Source organism: Mycolicibacter heraklionensis (assembly GCF_001021505.1).
Taxonomy (GTDB): domain Bacteria; phylum Actinomycetota; class Actinomycetes; order Mycobacteriales; family Mycobacteriaceae; genus Mycobacterium; species Mycobacterium heraklionense.
The window spans coordinates 1-14,254 of record NZ_LDPO01000027.1 but is presented as its reverse complement, the minus strand read 5'-3'; the positions used below and the strand labels follow the sequence as shown (position 1 = coordinate 14,254).

The 14,254-nt window shown below is 64.0% G+C and carries 30 protein-coding genes and 1 pseudogene; 2 read left to right on the top strand and 29 right to left on the bottom strand.

From position 1 onward, the window contains the following. Positions 1-39 precede the first annotated feature (39 nt). The 28 genes and pseudogenes from ABW16_RS27565 to ABW16_RS26605 all read right to left on the bottom strand — a co-directional run. A pseudogene (locus ABW16_RS27565) lies at positions 40-685 on the bottom strand (DUF5131 family protein); the annotation flags it as partial. 139 nt (positions 686-824) lie between these two features. Next, positions 825-1,088: a hypothetical protein gene (locus ABW16_RS21460; protein WP_047321222.1), complete on the bottom strand. Its 264-nt coding sequence runs from the start codon at positions 1,086-1,088 to the stop codon at positions 825-827. Further along, a complete protein-coding gene (locus tag ABW16_RS21455) occupies positions 1,078-1,299 on the bottom strand; it encodes a hypothetical protein (protein ID WP_047321221.1) in 222 nt (73 codons plus the stop codon). The genes ABW16_RS21460 and ABW16_RS21455 overlap by 11 nt, the downstream gene beginning before the upstream one ends. Next, entirely contained in the window at positions 1,296-1,427 is a 132-nt protein-coding gene (locus ABW16_RS27905; RefSeq protein WP_268768051.1) for a hypothetical protein, read from the bottom strand. The genes ABW16_RS21455 and ABW16_RS27905 overlap by 4 nt, the downstream gene beginning before the upstream one ends. Beyond that, positions 1,424-1,750 carry a hypothetical protein gene (locus ABW16_RS21450; protein ID WP_047321220.1) on the bottom strand — a complete coding sequence of 109 codons (327 nt, stop codon included), beginning with the start codon at positions 1,748-1,750 and terminating at the stop codon, positions 1,424-1,426. The genes ABW16_RS27905 and ABW16_RS21450 overlap by 4 nt, the downstream gene beginning before the upstream one ends. Next, on the bottom strand, positions 1,740-1,943 hold the full coding sequence (locus ABW16_RS26255) for a hypothetical protein (protein ID WP_131721542.1): 204 nt from the start codon (positions 1,941-1,943) through the stop codon (positions 1,740-1,742). Before ABW16_RS26255 ends, ABW16_RS21450 begins: the two co-directional genes overlap by 11 nt. After that, positions 1,936-2,301, bottom strand: coding sequence for a hypothetical protein (locus ABW16_RS21445; RefSeq protein WP_131721541.1), 366 nt, complete (start codon positions 2,299-2,301; stop codon positions 1,936-1,938). Before ABW16_RS21445 ends, ABW16_RS26255 begins: the two co-directional genes overlap by 8 nt. After that, positions 2,298-2,627 carry a hypothetical protein gene (locus ABW16_RS21440; protein WP_131721540.1) on the bottom strand — a complete coding sequence of 110 codons (330 nt, stop codon included), beginning with the start codon at positions 2,625-2,627 and terminating at the stop codon, positions 2,298-2,300. The genes ABW16_RS21445 and ABW16_RS21440 overlap by 4 nt, the downstream gene beginning before the upstream one ends. A 55-nt stretch (positions 2,628-2,682) precedes the next feature. Continuing rightward, a complete protein-coding gene (locus ABW16_RS21435) occupies positions 2,683-2,976 on the bottom strand; it encodes a hypothetical protein (RefSeq protein WP_047321217.1) in 294 nt (97 codons plus the stop codon). Further along, positions 2,963-3,331, bottom strand: a complete 369-nt coding sequence (locus ABW16_RS25015; RefSeq protein WP_082134269.1) for a DUF3310 domain-containing protein — start codon at positions 3,329-3,331, stop codon at positions 2,963-2,965. The genes ABW16_RS21435 and ABW16_RS25015 overlap by 14 nt, the downstream gene beginning before the upstream one ends. Continuing rightward, complete coding sequence (locus ABW16_RS21425) at positions 3,331-3,570, bottom strand: hypothetical protein (RefSeq protein ID WP_047321216.1); 240 nt, start codon at positions 3,568-3,570, stop codon at positions 3,331-3,333. Before ABW16_RS21425 ends, ABW16_RS25015 begins: the two co-directional genes overlap by 1 nt. A gap of 82 nt (positions 3,571-3,652) precedes the next feature. Beyond that, positions 3,653-3,832 carry a DUF1508 domain-containing protein gene (locus ABW16_RS28120; RefSeq protein WP_082134268.1) on the bottom strand — a complete coding sequence of 60 codons (180 nt, stop codon included), beginning with the start codon at positions 3,830-3,832 and terminating at the stop codon, positions 3,653-3,655. A 599-nt stretch (positions 3,833-4,431) separates the two neighbouring features. After that, the gene (locus tag ABW16_RS21415) at positions 4,432-5,412 is read right to left on the bottom strand and encodes an AAA family ATPase (protein WP_082134267.1); all 981 of its coding nucleotides are present in this window, start codon (positions 5,410-5,412) and stop codon (positions 4,432-4,434) included. Further along, positions 5,409-5,885 carry a hypothetical protein gene (locus ABW16_RS21410; protein ID WP_052957036.1) on the bottom strand — a complete coding sequence of 159 codons (477 nt, stop codon included), beginning with the start codon at positions 5,883-5,885 and terminating at the stop codon, positions 5,409-5,411. Before ABW16_RS21410 ends, ABW16_RS21415 begins: the two co-directional genes overlap by 4 nt. After that, positions 5,882-6,091 (bottom strand): hypothetical protein, encoded by a 210-nt coding sequence (locus ABW16_RS21405; protein ID WP_047321214.1) that lies wholly within the window; start codon positions 6,089-6,091, stop codon positions 5,882-5,884. Before ABW16_RS21405 ends, ABW16_RS21410 begins: the two co-directional genes overlap by 4 nt. Continuing rightward, the gene (locus tag ABW16_RS26620) at positions 6,088-6,261 is read right to left on the bottom strand and encodes a hypothetical protein (RefSeq protein ID WP_157864274.1); all 174 of its coding nucleotides are present in this window, start codon (positions 6,259-6,261) and stop codon (positions 6,088-6,090) included. The genes ABW16_RS21405 and ABW16_RS26620 overlap by 4 nt, the downstream gene beginning before the upstream one ends. Then, positions 6,258-6,497: a hypothetical protein gene (locus ABW16_RS21400; RefSeq protein WP_047321213.1), complete on the bottom strand. Its 240-nt coding sequence runs from the start codon at positions 6,495-6,497 to the stop codon at positions 6,258-6,260. The genes ABW16_RS26620 and ABW16_RS21400 overlap by 4 nt, the downstream gene beginning before the upstream one ends. After that, positions 6,494-6,814 carry a hypothetical protein gene (locus tag ABW16_RS26250; protein WP_131721539.1) on the bottom strand — a complete coding sequence of 107 codons (321 nt, stop codon included), beginning with the start codon at positions 6,812-6,814 and terminating at the stop codon, positions 6,494-6,496. Before ABW16_RS26250 ends, ABW16_RS21400 begins: the two co-directional genes overlap by 4 nt. After that, positions 6,811-6,987 carry a hypothetical protein gene (locus ABW16_RS26615; RefSeq protein WP_157864273.1) on the bottom strand — a complete coding sequence of 59 codons (177 nt, stop codon included), beginning with the start codon at positions 6,985-6,987 and terminating at the stop codon, positions 6,811-6,813. Before ABW16_RS26615 ends, ABW16_RS26250 begins: the two co-directional genes overlap by 4 nt. Next, positions 6,984-7,718 (bottom strand): pentapeptide repeat-containing protein, encoded by a 735-nt coding sequence (locus ABW16_RS21395; protein ID WP_047321212.1) that lies wholly within the window; start codon positions 7,716-7,718, stop codon positions 6,984-6,986. Before ABW16_RS21395 ends, ABW16_RS26615 begins: the two co-directional genes overlap by 4 nt. After that, positions 7,715-8,629, bottom strand: a complete 915-nt coding sequence (locus ABW16_RS21390; RefSeq protein WP_131721538.1) for a hypothetical protein — start codon at positions 8,627-8,629, stop codon at positions 7,715-7,717. The genes ABW16_RS21395 and ABW16_RS21390 overlap by 4 nt, the downstream gene beginning before the upstream one ends. Before the next feature lie 71 nt (positions 8,630-8,700). After that, a complete protein-coding gene (locus ABW16_RS21385) occupies positions 8,701-9,045 on the bottom strand; it encodes a hypothetical protein (protein ID WP_131721537.1) in 345 nt (114 codons plus the stop codon). After that, complete coding sequence (locus ABW16_RS26610) at positions 9,042-9,179, bottom strand: hypothetical protein (RefSeq protein WP_157864272.1); 138 nt, start codon at positions 9,177-9,179, stop codon at positions 9,042-9,044. Before ABW16_RS26610 ends, ABW16_RS21385 begins: the two co-directional genes overlap by 4 nt. Further along, complete coding sequence (locus tag ABW16_RS21380) at positions 9,176-9,361, bottom strand: hypothetical protein (RefSeq protein WP_047321210.1); 186 nt, start codon at positions 9,359-9,361, stop codon at positions 9,176-9,178. Before ABW16_RS21380 ends, ABW16_RS26610 begins: the two co-directional genes overlap by 4 nt. Then, positions 9,358-9,813 carry a hypothetical protein gene (locus ABW16_RS21375; RefSeq protein WP_047321209.1) on the bottom strand — a complete coding sequence of 152 codons (456 nt, stop codon included), beginning with the start codon at positions 9,811-9,813 and terminating at the stop codon, positions 9,358-9,360. Before ABW16_RS21375 ends, ABW16_RS21380 begins: the two co-directional genes overlap by 4 nt. A gap of 310 nt (positions 9,814-10,123) precedes the next feature. Continuing rightward, positions 10,124-10,933 (bottom strand): Rha family transcriptional regulator, encoded by an 810-nt coding sequence (locus tag ABW16_RS21365; RefSeq protein ID WP_047321207.1) that lies wholly within the window; start codon positions 10,931-10,933, stop codon positions 10,124-10,126. Then, positions 10,930-11,241 carry a hypothetical protein gene (locus ABW16_RS21360; protein ID WP_047321206.1) on the bottom strand — a complete coding sequence of 104 codons (312 nt, stop codon included), beginning with the start codon at positions 11,239-11,241 and terminating at the stop codon, positions 10,930-10,932. The genes ABW16_RS21365 and ABW16_RS21360 overlap by 4 nt, the downstream gene beginning before the upstream one ends. A gap of 55 nt (positions 11,242-11,296) precedes the next feature. After that, the gene (locus ABW16_RS26605; RefSeq protein WP_327083224.1) at positions 11,297-11,530 is read right to left on the bottom strand and encodes a helix-turn-helix domain-containing protein; all 234 of its coding nucleotides are present in this window, start codon (positions 11,528-11,530) and stop codon (positions 11,297-11,299) included. Positions 11,531-11,699: 169 nt separating this feature from the next. Between ABW16_RS26605 and ABW16_RS24005 the strand changes: the two genes are divergently transcribed. Both ABW16_RS24005 and ABW16_RS21350 read left to right on the top strand, forming a co-directional pair. Continuing rightward, positions 11,700-12,143 (top strand): hypothetical protein, encoded by a 444-nt coding sequence (locus tag ABW16_RS24005; RefSeq protein WP_052957034.1) that lies wholly within the window; start codon positions 11,700-11,702, stop codon positions 12,141-12,143. 224 nt (positions 12,144-12,367) lie between these two features. After that, on the top strand, positions 12,368-12,988 hold the full coding sequence (locus ABW16_RS21350) for a DUF732 domain-containing protein (protein ID WP_047321205.1): 621 nt from the start codon (positions 12,368-12,370) through the stop codon (positions 12,986-12,988). Here the strand turns inward: ABW16_RS21350 and ABW16_RS21345 are convergent. After that, the gene (locus ABW16_RS21345; RefSeq protein ID WP_047321204.1) at positions 12,985-14,139 is read right to left on the bottom strand and encodes a tyrosine-type recombinase/integrase; all 1,155 of its coding nucleotides are present in this window, start codon (positions 14,137-14,139) and stop codon (positions 12,985-12,987) included. The two genes, ABW16_RS21350 and ABW16_RS21345, sit on opposite strands and share 4 nt — an antisense overlap. Positions 14,140-14,254: the final 115 nt, after the last annotated feature.

The window sequence follows — 14,254 nt, the reverse complement described above, 5'->3', positions numbered from 1 at the left end:
GATCACCGAACTCGCCGCTGCCCACGGGCAGCCACCTGGACAGGTTGATGGGCCCGAGTAGCGGCTCCGCGCTGATCCACCGCACGGCCGCCGGGGTGTCGAGCAGCGCGGGGATGCGGATGTCGGCCCACTGCTGGGTTTCGGTGCTGACGCCCAGCCACACGTTCGGCAGCGGCCATGTGATTCGGCGATCTGGTTGCAGGGCTGCCCGATTGGTGAACGCGTCGTAGATCTCGCTGTCCTCGGCCGCGAGCTGGCGGACCATCAGGTCGTACAGGTCGTCTCGCAGCAGTGACCGCATCCGGGCGTGCCGTTTGGTGAGCACTTGGAAGGTGTGCCGCGGGGCCAGCGCCATCACGCCGAACACCTGGGCGATGTAGGTATCGGGCACGCTGTCGTGGAACAGGTCGCTCATCGAGTTGACGAAGATCCGCCGCGGCCGGCGCCACCGCAAGGGCAGGTCTAGCTTGTCGGGCCGCAGTTGCACGTCGAATCCGTGCTCGAAGTAGTGCCCAGGCGTGCCGCGCCATCTTTCGGCGAACGTCGCCGCGTAACAGTTCTGGCACCCTGGGCTCGCCGGGCTCAACTTCGTACAACCGGTAACCGGATTCCAGGTGGCCTCGGTCCACTCGATGCTGGTCGTGGTGCTCACACGTCCCCCACAACGTCGTAGGGACTGCCCCATGCGGGATTCCAGCCGGCGGGCTCTGCGTACAGAAAGCAGCGCTGGCCAGACGCGTGCGCTCGGGTTTCGATGTGATACCAGCCGCCGGTCTGGTTGGGCCTGATCACTTCCCGGCAGTGGTGGCATTCGATCTCGGCGCTCACTGGTCACCCCGCAGCACAGCCCGGATACGCCAGGCGATGGTTGATTCGACATCGCAGATGATTTCGTGATCATCATCGTCCGGGGTGGTCTGATTGTGTGCAGCCAGGTCATCTGCCAACCCTTCGAGCGCAGCCCTCAGGCGCTCGACCTCGGCCAGCAGCTCACGCACATCTCCCACTCGAAAGAAGTCCTGCATGGCGTCGGTGCAGTTCGTATCGTCCAGTGCCGCCTTGGCGCGGGCGATCAGGTCATCGGTCACGGTTCAACTCCTCGGTGGTGTAGATGCGTGTCGCGAGTTCTTCCCAGAGCGCCAGGGGCATCTGGTCGCGCCATTCTTCGACCACTGCCCGTACCGGCTTGAGTGCTTCACGGGCAGCGGCGATTAGGTCATCGCCGCGCAAACGGCCCTTTGCCCCGTAGGGCAGCGTGTCGGCGTGCCGTTGTGCGGCCTCAACAGCGGGGTCACTCATTCGCCCACCTCCTCAACCTGGATACAGCGGACGTTCTCCAGTCCCCAAACGACATGACGAAGAACCTTCACCACGTCGGGGTCATAGTCGTTGATGGTCACCGTGAAAACCGCTCGGGTGTCACTCATTCGCCCGCTCCTGGTGACCACAGCACGACACAGCCAAGTTGCGGTTGGGCCGCGAACTCACCGCCCACGCCCGCGATGCATTTCCAGCCGCTCGCACGGCGTTCCCATACCGCCCCGTAGTCAATGTCACTGGGACGCTGGGCGTTGGTCTCGCGGATGATGGCCAGGAATGGTAGCGCGTCGAGTTGTTCGACTGTTTCGATGCGTGGCCGGTAGTGCTCCTCAGCCGCCTGGGCGATCAGATTGGCAACATGGGTTGGCGCTGCCGGATACGCGTACTCCCGGAGTATCTCGGTGATTCGGGCAGTGAAATCAGTCGCCACGACGCCACCACCGTCTGATCTGAGCGCGCAGGAATGCACGGTTCGTCGGCACCGAGTACGAGCTGCCCCGCAGGTAATCGTCTCGCCGGCGCGGGATCTCGCCCCCTATCAACTCATCAGCTTTCAAGCGCTCAGCGTCGCTCGGAATCGCCGTTCCTTCGCCAGGAAGCAATTCATCAACCCAGTCACTCATCGGAACCGCCTTTACGCCAACCGGCTTCCATAAGTTCACGTGCCTTGTCGTGCCAGTAGTTCGGCTTGGCGCGAAGGTTCCACTCGTCTTCAGGCCAGGTGCCGATGTGGATGGACAGCCACCTGGCGAGGTCTTCGACCACCGCGTCAGCCTTGGCGCGCTCCTCGGCCTCCCAGGGTTTTGCCTGCTGGGTTAGGTAATATCTCGCTGATTGCAGATATCCCTCAGTGTGGGAATGGATGTTCTCTCCGCCGCGGGCGAGAACCCTGTTGATGACTTCCTCTGCTTCCCGCATCTGTTGCGGCAGTGGTAGTTCCCGAAAGTCGGCCAGGATGTCATCTACATGTCGATCAGTCACTTCGCCCCCTCGGCTGCTTTAGCGGCGGCGAGAAAGGCGGCGGCGGTGCGGCGGAACTCATCTACCGATGAGCGATCACCATCCCACTCAACATGCCCATCCTCGAACGCCCGGAGTGGCCCCGATGCCGTGTCCCATTCCAGGCCACGCTCACAAGAAAGGTCGGAGTCGGTATGGGTATAGCTCGCCCCTGGCAGCTTCACCACTTCCCAGCCCCCGGCCTTGAGTGCGTCAAGAGCAGCACGGGCCAGCTTCTCGTACGGCGCGAATGGTGCGGCCTCGGCCTCACGCATCGCCGCTGCCATCTGCTCGATCAGGTCATCCACGTTGTCTCCCTTACTCATCCGAACACCGGCTTGCCCTTGGGTTTCGACACTGCGGTCATGTGAGCCCGCGCCTTTCGAGGATGCGGATGGTCGGGCACGGATACTGCACAGCCAGCCCAGCACCGCGGATACTGCACGCTTGGCAGCAGTCCTTGAACAAGCCCAGTTCGTCGGGGTCGGTCGGAACATGCAAGGACCGGATCTCCTCAACAGCCAACGTGCGGGCCGTGATCAGGTCTGCGGCCGCCAACATCGACGACACGGGATTGCCAAGGTGCGCAGTACCCATCAGTTGGAATCCCACAGGAACGTCCTCACCGACGGGCTGACCGTCATCAGTCGTGTTCACTCGCCCTCACCTCCCCGATGAGCACGTCAATCCGGCGGATAACGTTGTCGAGCTGCCCGTGGGCGATTAGATAGAGCAACTGTGAGCGGTCCGGGTTGGCGTCGTAGGACGCCGCCTCAAGCAGCAACTTGCCTGCGTTGTAGGGCGGGTGCGCGGCGGACCCGTGAGCGATGTTGTCGCGCAGGTAGAACCGCGCCTTGTCCAGGTCGGTGTTCAGCGCGCCCTTATCCCATGCCCGCCAGATGTACTTGACCGCATTGCCCATCGAGAACCCGCACCGGCGTGTGATGTCGATGCACTCGATGCCGCTGGGATGCGAGGTGTAATGCGGCGGGTGGTTCACCATGTCAGTCATCAGCAGCCGCTCAGTTCGGCTTCGACGACCCGCGCGTTGTCGAGGCGTTGCGCTTCAACCCGTGCAGCGGCCTGCGTCAGAAACGGTTTGCCGCGAACGGGTAGGGCGATCATCAACAGTCCGTCGTGGCCGACGCCCTTGAGCCACCACGCATTGTTGGCGGGAGTGACTGTGTACTTGCCGTGCAAACCAACAGCAGTCAGCACCTGACCCTCACCCATAGTCCACTTCAAGGTCATTGGCGTCCGTCCATCACTAGGGCGAACACGCCAAACGCGGTAAGGGCAATGACGATGGCGAACACGGCGGCATCAGCGGCGCTCACGGCGCCACCTCGATCGGGCGTTCAGCCACCGCTACAGCCGCCCGACGTGCATGCCGCTCAGACCGATACGACTGCCCTGAATCGGCAACGATCAATCCGTTGCGGGACTTCATCCGCCACCGCCAAAACCCTGCCTTGTCTTGGTAGACGTGAATGACGTTCGGGTATGCACTCATGCTGACCTCCTGAATAGAATTTCTTCGGGTATCCGAATCATGTGGATGACCCCGGTCTTCAGGGGCGTGAACCGTTCCGGCTTCCCACGCCACCAACCACACTCACGCCCAACACGGGCATGACACGTCGGGCACTTGTGCTCCAACCCGGCTTTCACGCGCCGGTCGTCCTTGTCCGACAACCACGCCAACGGGCTAGCCATCCGCCGGCCTCCCCGCATCCGTGTAGGCGCGGAGGATGGTCAACTTCTCTGTGATGTCCAACGGTTCATCGGGCCGCACATGGGTGATCGAGCCGTCATCGTTCAACCACACGTAAACCCCACGACGGAATACGGGAACGGTTGCTGGGGTATCACACTGGGCTACAAGCCAGCCATCAGACAGGGCAGCGGTACGGTTCGATTCGATCCACCTGTGACAGTCCCCATCCAACAGAACCCCATTTGCGGCCTGGTTCGTCTCCGGGCGGCGGGAGCCACCAGCACCCCGCGGTCGACGATGATGGATCTGCATGTCCCAGGTTCGCCGACCGCACCGCTCACACGACCCGCCAGCACGTTCGGTGATGATCTCCCGGACCCGCTTCGAGAAGCCCGTCACGACGCCTTCTCCAACTGTTCGGCCTGCAAGGCTTGCAGCAGGTTCCGTACCGCCGACGGGTCCAACGTGGCCCGCAACTCTTCGCCCTGCGATTCCAGGAACCGGGCAGCAACCTGCTTCGGGTCAACCTGGTTGGACTGGCACCAGGCCAACAGCTCAGATCGAGCCTCATCGGCGAGATGCTTCTCATCCGACACAAGCTCCGTCACCTCACGTGCCTGAGTAGCCGCCACATCGATCTTGAGCACCTCGAAAATCAGGTGCTCCAAGCTGAACTCCGGATACCGCAGCGGAGAATCCACACCGGGCCGGATACCGGAATGCACCGACCTACACCCGACCACCGTGGGCGGTTCGTCACGTGACAATCTGACCCACACGGAGGCGTCGTACGGGAGTGTCTTGTGCCCCTCGACCCGATAGTCCTTCGTGTTCGGGATCGGCTTGCCGTCCTTGTCGAGAGCCGCGACGTCCTTCCCCCGAGCAGTGACTACGACGATGCCGGGGAACGTCATCAGCAGACGCATCAACTTCTGATGCCGATCCCCTGCATCGTTCCACAAGTTCATCGACGGCTTGATCTCGGCGTTGACGTCTTCCCGCAGTTTCGCTTTCGCGAACTTCGACTCCCGCGCTCGCTTCGACGCCCAATCCTTGAGCATCTCCCACTCCGCGGTCATGGAGTCGATGACCAGCACCACCGGCTTGTCCGCATCGGCTGCGGCAGTGTGGATCTCTTCGACCTGGCTGATGATGTCCTGCCAGGTTCCGTCGTGATCCACCACCAGATAGTCAGCGCCGTGGATCGCCGCGTACTCGTCCGCGGCGCCTTCGCCGAGGTCAATCCAGTAGGCTTGGCCGATCTTGTCCGAGGCCGTGAACTGGGCGGCAGCGAAGGATTTCCCGCTTTTCTCTGGGCCTTCGATCAACACCAAAGGCCACGGCGGGATACCAGTCGGCTTACGCGTACGGATCATTGGGCTGCCTCGATTGCCTTCAACCCGTCAAGTGACACCCGGCCCGACGTGAGCAATTCCGCCACCAACCCGTTGGCGTCCTTGTCCTTACGCACCGACACGAACGGCTCCCCGACAGTGACTTCCACACCAGGAACCACTTCCCCCTGATCGTCAATCACCGCACCAAGACTCTTAGCGGTGGCTTCCAGGGCTTTCATGTAGGCCGGGTTCACCGACTCCACGATTTCGGTGGGATGATTCCGCCTCACCCAATCCACCAAGGCCTGCGAGTCAGTGACCGTGAGTTTCTGCCGGCCCGCCGTCATCGTGGCCTTACCGACCGCTACACCGTTGATGCGCGCCGAGATCCCATCGCCTGGTTCCAGTCCCGCCAGTTCCGCTTTCGCTTCGTCCTTGCGGGCCTTCGCGGCCTGCTCAACGATCTGATACACGACTGCTCTGGCAGCTGCTTCACGCATGGTGTCGTTCACTGGGAATCCTTTTCAATCTGTTCGAGGGCTTTGATGACGGTGTCGATGCACGCCGGGCAACCCGACTGGAGAACCTTCCGTGCCGTCGTCGGAACGTCCGGGGCGTCACCGAGACCGAGGCGTTCCGTGTTCAGCCAGGTTTCAGCGGTGGGGCCAAGGACACGCGCCGCAAGGTCGTAGGCGGGCTTACTGATGGACAGGCTCACAGTTCCCCCAAGGCTGTGGTGCGGGCGATCACCCATTGCAGATAGGTGTGAACCATGTCCATGCCCCGGCCTTCTGGTGTGTCACGTTCGGTTTCATCACGAATCTCGACGGTGATCTGATCGGCCTCAGCTGCAAGGCGCCGGATCTGAAGCAGGCGAGTGTCTTTCATGCGGCACGCTGCTTCACGGTCAATTCCACGCGATGCCACAGTTGCGAGCACGTCGCATCCGGGTCGAACCAAGCAACCAGACACATGGTGACCTGCGCTGCCTTCGCGGGATGGCTAGCCCACAAGTTGACCAGCTCATCGAACAGTCGCCCCGGATCATCGACCAGGCGCTCATGGAGTCCAGCGGCGATATCCGCAACACGGTCGAGGTCCGGGTCGGCGGCATAGTCGGTCATGCGCGGTCCCTCCGAAGCACATCCGGCGTTGCCCGGCCTGCGCGTTGGTAGGCACGCATCGCCGAATCACGATTCGACCAGCCCGCATCATCGAGCGCCTGCCGAGGCGTCATCCCATTCGCCAACGCGTCATCGAACGCGTCGAACCGCTCCTGCATCGTCAGACTCGGCGGATACACACCGGACGCGCGGCGGATCTGCGACACACGAGCAGATGTGATGCCTGCCTTTTCTGCGATCACGGCCCGTGAGTGTCCATCGAGGGTGAGACGCACGACGATTTCTCGGCGAGCAGCGGCAACCTGCTGACTGCTCATACGATCAGCCACCCTGCTGGCTGCTCCACCTGCACAACATCAACCAGGGAGTCAGAACGCTCAATCAACACCTCAACCGAAACCACCATCACCACCAGGAACAGGAACCACCACAAGAGCGGATGGATCACATTGCGGAACGTGGACCGCCGCCACGGATTACGCGGCGTCACAGGTGCGCCTCGGCTTCCTCGCGCGTGATGTAGAAGTGGATGCCGGCCGCACACTCATTCCACCGGTCGGTGTCGAACGGCTCAGTCGGCGTGACGGTCTCACCCACGCGGTAGGCGAAATCCGGATCGTGTCGGCTCACCGCGCGGTCAGCGTCAGTCCCGTCCTTGGCGTAGATGGCAAGTACCTCAGCACGTTCGGCGCGGCACTTCCGGCCGGATGCGTTGGAGCGTGCGGCGTCAGCTGGGATGCGCAGCTTTACGATGCGGCCGCCCTGGCAGTTCTTCCAGCCGATGACGTCGCCTTTGGGGCAGACGATGGTCTGCGCGATGGCGGTTTCGGCGTTCTTCGCGGCGCCCAGGTTCGCGTCGCGCAGGTACGCGTCGCGCAGGTCCGCGCCGCGCAGGTACGCGCCGCCCAGGTCCGCGCCGCGCAGGTACGCGCCGCGCAGGTACGCGCCGCCCAGGTACGCGTCGCGCAGGTCCGCGTCGCGCAGGTACGCGCCGCCCAGGTACGCGTCGCGCAGGTCCGCGCCGCGCAGGTACGCGCCGCCCAGGTCCGCGCCGCGCAGGTTCGCGTCGCGCAGGTCCGCGTCGCGCAGGTTCGCGCCGCGCAGGTACGCGCCGCCCAGGTACGCGCGCCCCTTCACGGCCTCCACCAGCGCCGCACGCACATCAGACGCCGACGCCGCGGTGTACAGCACCTTGCCAGCAACAGTCTTGATCTCGATCATGCCGACACCGCCTCAGCGTTGGCTGCCTGCCGTTCGGCGTCCCACGACGCGGACATATCCACACCGAGCGCGATGATGTGCTTGTACTGGGCTTTCCACCGGCCGATGTCCGCCTTACTGCGGCCGTCCCACACCTCAGTTCGGCGGCGCTTCACCTCGGCTTTCAGCCCGTCGAGGTCGCCTTGCCAGCAGCCGGCGTGGACGCGGTGACCGTCTTCGGTGCGGTAGATGGTGACGGTGATGCCTTCGGAGCCGACTGGGCCGATGGTGAGGTAGTGCTGGGCTCGTTGAACGCGGGCGTTGTCCAACACGCGGGCGTTGCCCCCCACGCGGGCGTTGTCCCACACGCGGGCGTTGCCCCACACGCTGGCGTTGTCCCCCACGCTGGCGTTGTCCCACACGCGGGCGTTGCCCCCCACGCTGGCGTTGTCCCACACGCGGGCGTTGCCCCACACGCTGGCGTTGTCCCACACGCGGGCGTTGCCCCCCACGCTGGCGTTGTCCCACACGCGGGCGTTGCCCCACACGCGGGCGTTGCCCCACACGCTGGCGTTGTCCCACACGCGGGCGTTGCCCCCCACGCTGGCGTTGTCCCACACGCGGGCGTTGCCCCACACGCTGGCGTTGTCCCCCACGCTGGCGTTGCCCCACACGCTGGCGTTGCCCCCCACGCTGGCGTTGTCCCACACGCGGGCGTTGCCCCACACGCGGGCGTTGCCCCACACCCAACAATCACCGTCCTGAGACAGGTTCTCGGGCATCTCAATCCATCCACCGAGGTCTCCCGACTTCACGCCATGGCGTGGGATGTCGCGCAGCGCACGTATGCGGTGCAGCTTCACCCCGCAGACGTGCTTCGTTTCGTCGGCTAGGGCGTACTTGAGGTTGCCGGTAGGATTGTGTGTTGGCACTTGCTGTTTCCCTTCTAGGTTTGGTTGGTGCCGTCGCCCCGTCGTCGTTCCCGCGACGGCGGGGCACTCTTCTATCTGCGCTTGGTACGGACGAGCCCGACGGGTGTCGGGTCGAGGGCATTGATGCGGTCGATAACCTTGCTCGCGGCTTGAACGATGTCGTTGGTGCCCTTGACGATGGCCGCCATTTGCAGGGTGATTTCGTGGAGTTCGTCGCGGAGGATGTCGTCGGCGGTTTCGAGTAGCTCCCGGATCTCGTTTGGGTGGCCGGCCGCACTGGCTTCCCCGCACACTGCGGCCGGCCGGTCTTTGAGGTTCGGAGGCCACGACACTGGCTCATCCGGCAAATCCAGGTCATGCAGTCCAAGCGCCGGATGCAGGCCGAATAGTCGAGACAGCTTGTCGAACATGCTCATCGGCTCTCCTGGTGTAGTGCGCGTTTGATCTCGCGTCGGTAGGCGTCGATCTCACGGATGGGCGCGAGCGGTCGGGTGTGTTGGCGGTCCAGGTCGACGAGGGTGGCACGCCAGAAGTCGGCGAGTGCGCTCATGGCTGGTACCGCTTGTCTTCGGAGCGGCCCAGTTCGTCCTCGAGTTCAGCGATCCGCTGCTCGAGTTGGGCGTTCTCGATGGTCAGCTCGAAGACACGGCTTTCGGCGTGCTCCTTCGCCAGCCGCAGCCGGTCGATCTCGCACACCTGTGAGGCGATGGTCAGGAGGTCGGGGTACGTCATGCCGCCACCAGCGCATCCGCGAACAGTGCATCGAAGCCACGCACCGGGTCGAACCCGAGGGGTTTAGCCAACTCAGCGAAGATTGGGGACCCCAGCTCGTAGTGGCCTCGGATCGCGTCTTGTGCGGCGGTACGTTGCGGTTGATCCACCCACTCAGACAGTCGAACCCGCTTACCGTCGGCGATCACCGACCAGTTCGGCGACGGCACCACCGGCAGCTCGACAGTGGGCGGGTCAGCGTGCCAATCATCCGAGGCGCAGCGAGGCAACACCGAGACACGCGGCGGCACAGGCACCCCGAACCCGTAGTACCGCTTCACCGCAGTCACCAGATTCGACAACCAACCCCGACGATGACGTCCGTGCGCGGGTCGGCTCACCAGCATCAGGCCGGTGATGCCGCAGAAGATCAACAGTCCGGTGGCCACAACCAGGAAGTCGTGCGGGCTCATGCGAATCTCCGATCAGGAAGGGCGGCATCCGAACTCCGGCGCCGCGCGCGGCCTCGCGGCGATAGGCCGTCGACTACCGCGATTGGGCCAGGGAGCAGCTTGGGCGACCCGGGGGCGACCTTGAGCGCCTGCGTGTCATTGCTGAAGTGCTCAAGGAGCCAGTCCAGGTGCTCCTGCGTCATCCGCCAGACGCGACCGACGCGGTACCCACGGATCTCACCGCGGTTCAGCCGACGCGCAAGCCACCGGACGCCGTCCGTCCACTCCTCCGGCAGTGCTATCGAGGCGACCTCAGCGAGGCTGTACGTCTTCACGCAGCGACCTCCCGCGCGATCAACCTGGCGACCGCCTCAGCTCCAGCCGGCGTGATCTTGAGGGTGTGCATTACCTCGGACCCGCGGAACCGCGGGGCCTCGTGCACTTCGACGCGGCGGAAGTACCGCTTCTTGTCTGCCTTCTCGCTGTACCGATTGCGGACAACCTTCTTGCCCTGCTTCTCTGACCACCGCGAATCCGATTGGCAGTAGATCCAGTCGCGTGCGATCAGCAGGTCACGCAGCCACGACTCTTTGATGTTGTTCGTGGACGCGACGGTGGAGAAGCTGAGTAGGTCAGCGTCCGTGACGTAGGTGTCGACGTAGGTCACCTTCGGGGCATCGGTGGTTACCTTGGATTCGAGCTGGTGAATGCGCGCTTCGCGCTGCTCCAGCTGCTTCATGGCCTCGACGTAGCCCGCGGCCATCAACTCAGGGCCGGTGAGCGCAGGCGTGGCGGCGGCGCGGCGACGGAGTTCCCCAAACTCGCGTACCAACCGTTTCTTGAAGTCCTTCACGATCGCGTTGTTGCGCATGTAGGTCAGCAGAAGGGTTGCGTGCTCCTCGTTGAGGATCGCGACGGCGCGCTGCTGTGTTCCGCCGGCGGTGTCGAAGGGTTGCATCTCAAATGCGACCCCTCCGAACTCTTCAAAGTCGGCCAGGTTGTCCCGGATGAGTTGCAGCACTGCGCGGTGTTCGGTGTCGGTGCCGTTGGCGATCCGCATTGACGTCGTGGTCGCGACGCCATCAGCGACCTGGACGATGGGGGTTGCGCGCTCGATCGCGGCGAACTCCTCGGCGCTCACAGCGCACCGTCCAGCACTTCGGCGTCCTCGATAGCAGCCATGAGGGCGTCGAGGTTGTCGGGGATGCTGACTGGCTGAGTACCGTCGACTTCGGCCAGTGCCGCATTGAGTGCGGCGATGATCGGCCGCCAAACGTCCGGCTGCATGGTCACCGCCAGGTCACCCAGGTAGAGACGGATGCCGAGGCTGTTGACGGTGACACCTGCGCAATTGGGGATCCGCTCCAGGTGGAACGACGCTTGTACGTGCGCGAAGCTGCCGACGTCTCCGCCAGGGATCGAATGGTTGATAGGCTCAAGCTCTGACATCTGAGTCTCCTTACTCGTTGTCGGGTCGCCCCCGCCCAGCACGGCGGGGGCTTTTCTATGCGGACTGGCGGGTGTCGGCGGCCGGGATGCGCTGAATGCCGGAGAGCGGCATGTCGGCGGCTTCGAGTAGCCGGATCGCCGTCACGAACGACGGGTTGTCTCCACGGCGAATCCGGGCCAAGGTGCCCGACGCCATGCCGAGTTTCACAGCGAGCTGTTCATCGGATGAGCAGTTGTGTCGGTCTCGTGCCCGGTCAATGACCTGAGGGCGAAGTCGGTATGTGTGCATCCCGGCGTGAGTCCCTTCCCGCTTGACTGATTCAGATTGGCTCACGTGACCCAGATTGGCACACGTGACTCAGTGCAGTCAAGGGGGCGCGCGGAACTTGTTGAAACATGCAGGTCGTGGCGAATATCTGAACTTGACCCAATTTGACTCATGAGTCATACTGGCTCACATGAGTAAGCACGATGAGTGGCTGACGGCAGTAACGCACGGCGCATCCCGCCGCAAGATCGCCGAGGCGATCAAGTTCCCTCAGTCCACCTTCAACAGGAAGGTGGGCAAGGGAAAAATTGAGGCCGACGCGGTGATAGCCGTCGCGCGCGCGTTCAAGGTTTCACCTGTGGAAGCGCTCGTGAAGACCGGATACCTGACATCTGAAGAGGCCGTGGGCATGAGTTCCCGCGAACTGGCACGAATGATCGGAGACAAAGACCTTGTCCGCGAGATGGCTCTCCGCATCGAAGAGAACGAGGGCGCCTGGGCTGGAACCTTCGATGAAGTGGTCGAGTCTGCCGAGTCAGCGGACGACGCTCAGCCGCCGCCCGTCGTGGACCCGATCACCCTCGAAGTCATCAACTCCGCCAACCCCGAGATCGATAACCGCGATCACGGCTGACAACAGAGCCGACGACCACAGTCGCACCGGATGCCTACGCACCCGACTGATGAATTCGCTGCGGAGTTGCTCCAGTTCGTCGGCATCGTCCAAGGCATCCTCACTTCGGGACATGCCCCTAGTTGGACGCTAACGCCGCATCTGCCGGTGCGTTTCCGGTGAAATAGACCCGTTTCCGGAAAGCAACCTCGCAGCGACCAGGAGGAGGGTTAGGGTCATCCGGCATGGACGAAACGAGGGCTGGTGAAGCTGTCGAGGCTCCGACGGAGGCGCGCCTCGCGTGGTCGCTGGCGCCCGAGCTCCCGCCGGTCATCGAGTACCAGGCGCCCCGCCGGCACGGCATAGCGGCGGCAACCATAATGGCGGCCACCGCCTTGGCGGCCCTGGCCGGCGCCGCCGCCGTGACGTACCTACGGCCAACCTCAAGTCAGGCCGACGAAGTCCCGCCGAGCGCCGCTGCACTCCCCCCTAGTCCCGCACCGCCCACGGCCACCACCGCTACGGTTGCCGCGGCGCCGCCCCCTGTCACGGTGATTGAGCGGCCGCCGGTCACGATCGCCGCAACGGCCGAGCCCGCCCCAGTGCCGGCCAGTGCGCCCAGCCAGGACCAGCTCTACCTTCAGGATCTCAGCAACCACGGCTTCTCGATCAGTGCGCAGCACGCCAACGAGGCCATCACGCTCGGCCGCATGGTGTGCTTCGACTTCGATAAGGGCATGACGGTCGAGCAGGTCGTGGCCGATACCTGGGGAGGCGAGCCGGGCGTCTCGCGCGTCATCGACCCCATCTACATCGCATCGGCGCACTACTGCCCGCAGTACTTGCCCCTGTTCAGCAACTACTAACCCGGCCGACGCGGGGCCGGCCGGATGGCCGCGGCGGCCGCCGCGAACGACGTCCGATCTACGTCGGTGTACAGGTCCGCCGTGATCTGGATGTTCTCGTGGCCCAGGTGTCGGGAGACGACCGTCAGCGGCACATTCTCCGCGATCATCCACGATGCGCAGGTGTGTCGCAGGTCGTGCGGTGTGGGCTGGGGGTCAACGAGCTCCGCGCGCCCAACAGCCTTGTCCCAGACGCGTCGCCGAAATCCCTGGTAACGCACCGGGCCACCCTCGCGATTGACGAACAGCCACTCATGGCTGTAGTCGAGTTGATCCAGGACGTCGGAGGACACGTTGATGTCGCGGCGCGAACGCTTCGTCTTCGTCGAGCCGATCTGGTAGCCCTTGCTGCTCTTCTTCCACGCCTGGCGGATTCGCACCACCCCGGCCTTGCGATCGACGTGACGTGGCTTGAGCGCCACAGCCTCGCCCCATCGGCACCCCGAGTAGACCAGGAACTCCATCAGGGGGCGCCAGGGCTCGGTCGTCGCCGCCAGCAGCTGGTCGAACTCGTCGCGGGTCAGCATTCGCATGTCGCCGTCATCGTCGTCGTCGACCGCAGTGGCGGTACCGGTGGTGCGCGGCAGTCGTCGGCCAGCCGCGGGGTTGGCGCCGATGTGCTTGCCGACCGCCGCGCCGAGCGCACCGCTCAGGAAGCCGTATTTGTTCCGCAGCGTCTTGGGTGTGACGACGCGGCCGGTTTTCGAGCTCGGCGTCGTGGCCATCCATTTCACCCACGCGCTGATATCTTCCTCGGTCAGCGTTGCGAGCGGGACGGTGCCCAGAATCGGCTCGATGTCGTTGCGCAGGTACCGGTTGTAGACGTCAAGGGTGTACTGCTCGACGCCGGTCAAGTGGTCGATGTGGTGCCGGACCCATTGCGCGACCGTCATCTCCGGGCCGGTAGTGGCCGTCGCGGCGCCGCGCGGGTTGCGCTCGATGCGATGCAGGGCAAGTGCCCGATCAGCGCCGAGCTGATCGACCGCGGTCTTGAACACCTCGGCGGCGTCCGGATCCTCGAACGTGATGCAGGTCTGCTGCCCGCTGTGCCGGAAGTAGACGCGGTGGGCGGTGGTTCCGTCACGCCGGTTGTCACTGCGAATGGACGCCATGGCCAGCCATTCTAGACACCTTTGGTGAAAACGTTGGTGAAAAACCATTCCGAAGGTGTACCGTAGGCCTGTGACCTGCTTCGATAATAGTGGAGCTAAGGGGACTCGAACCCCT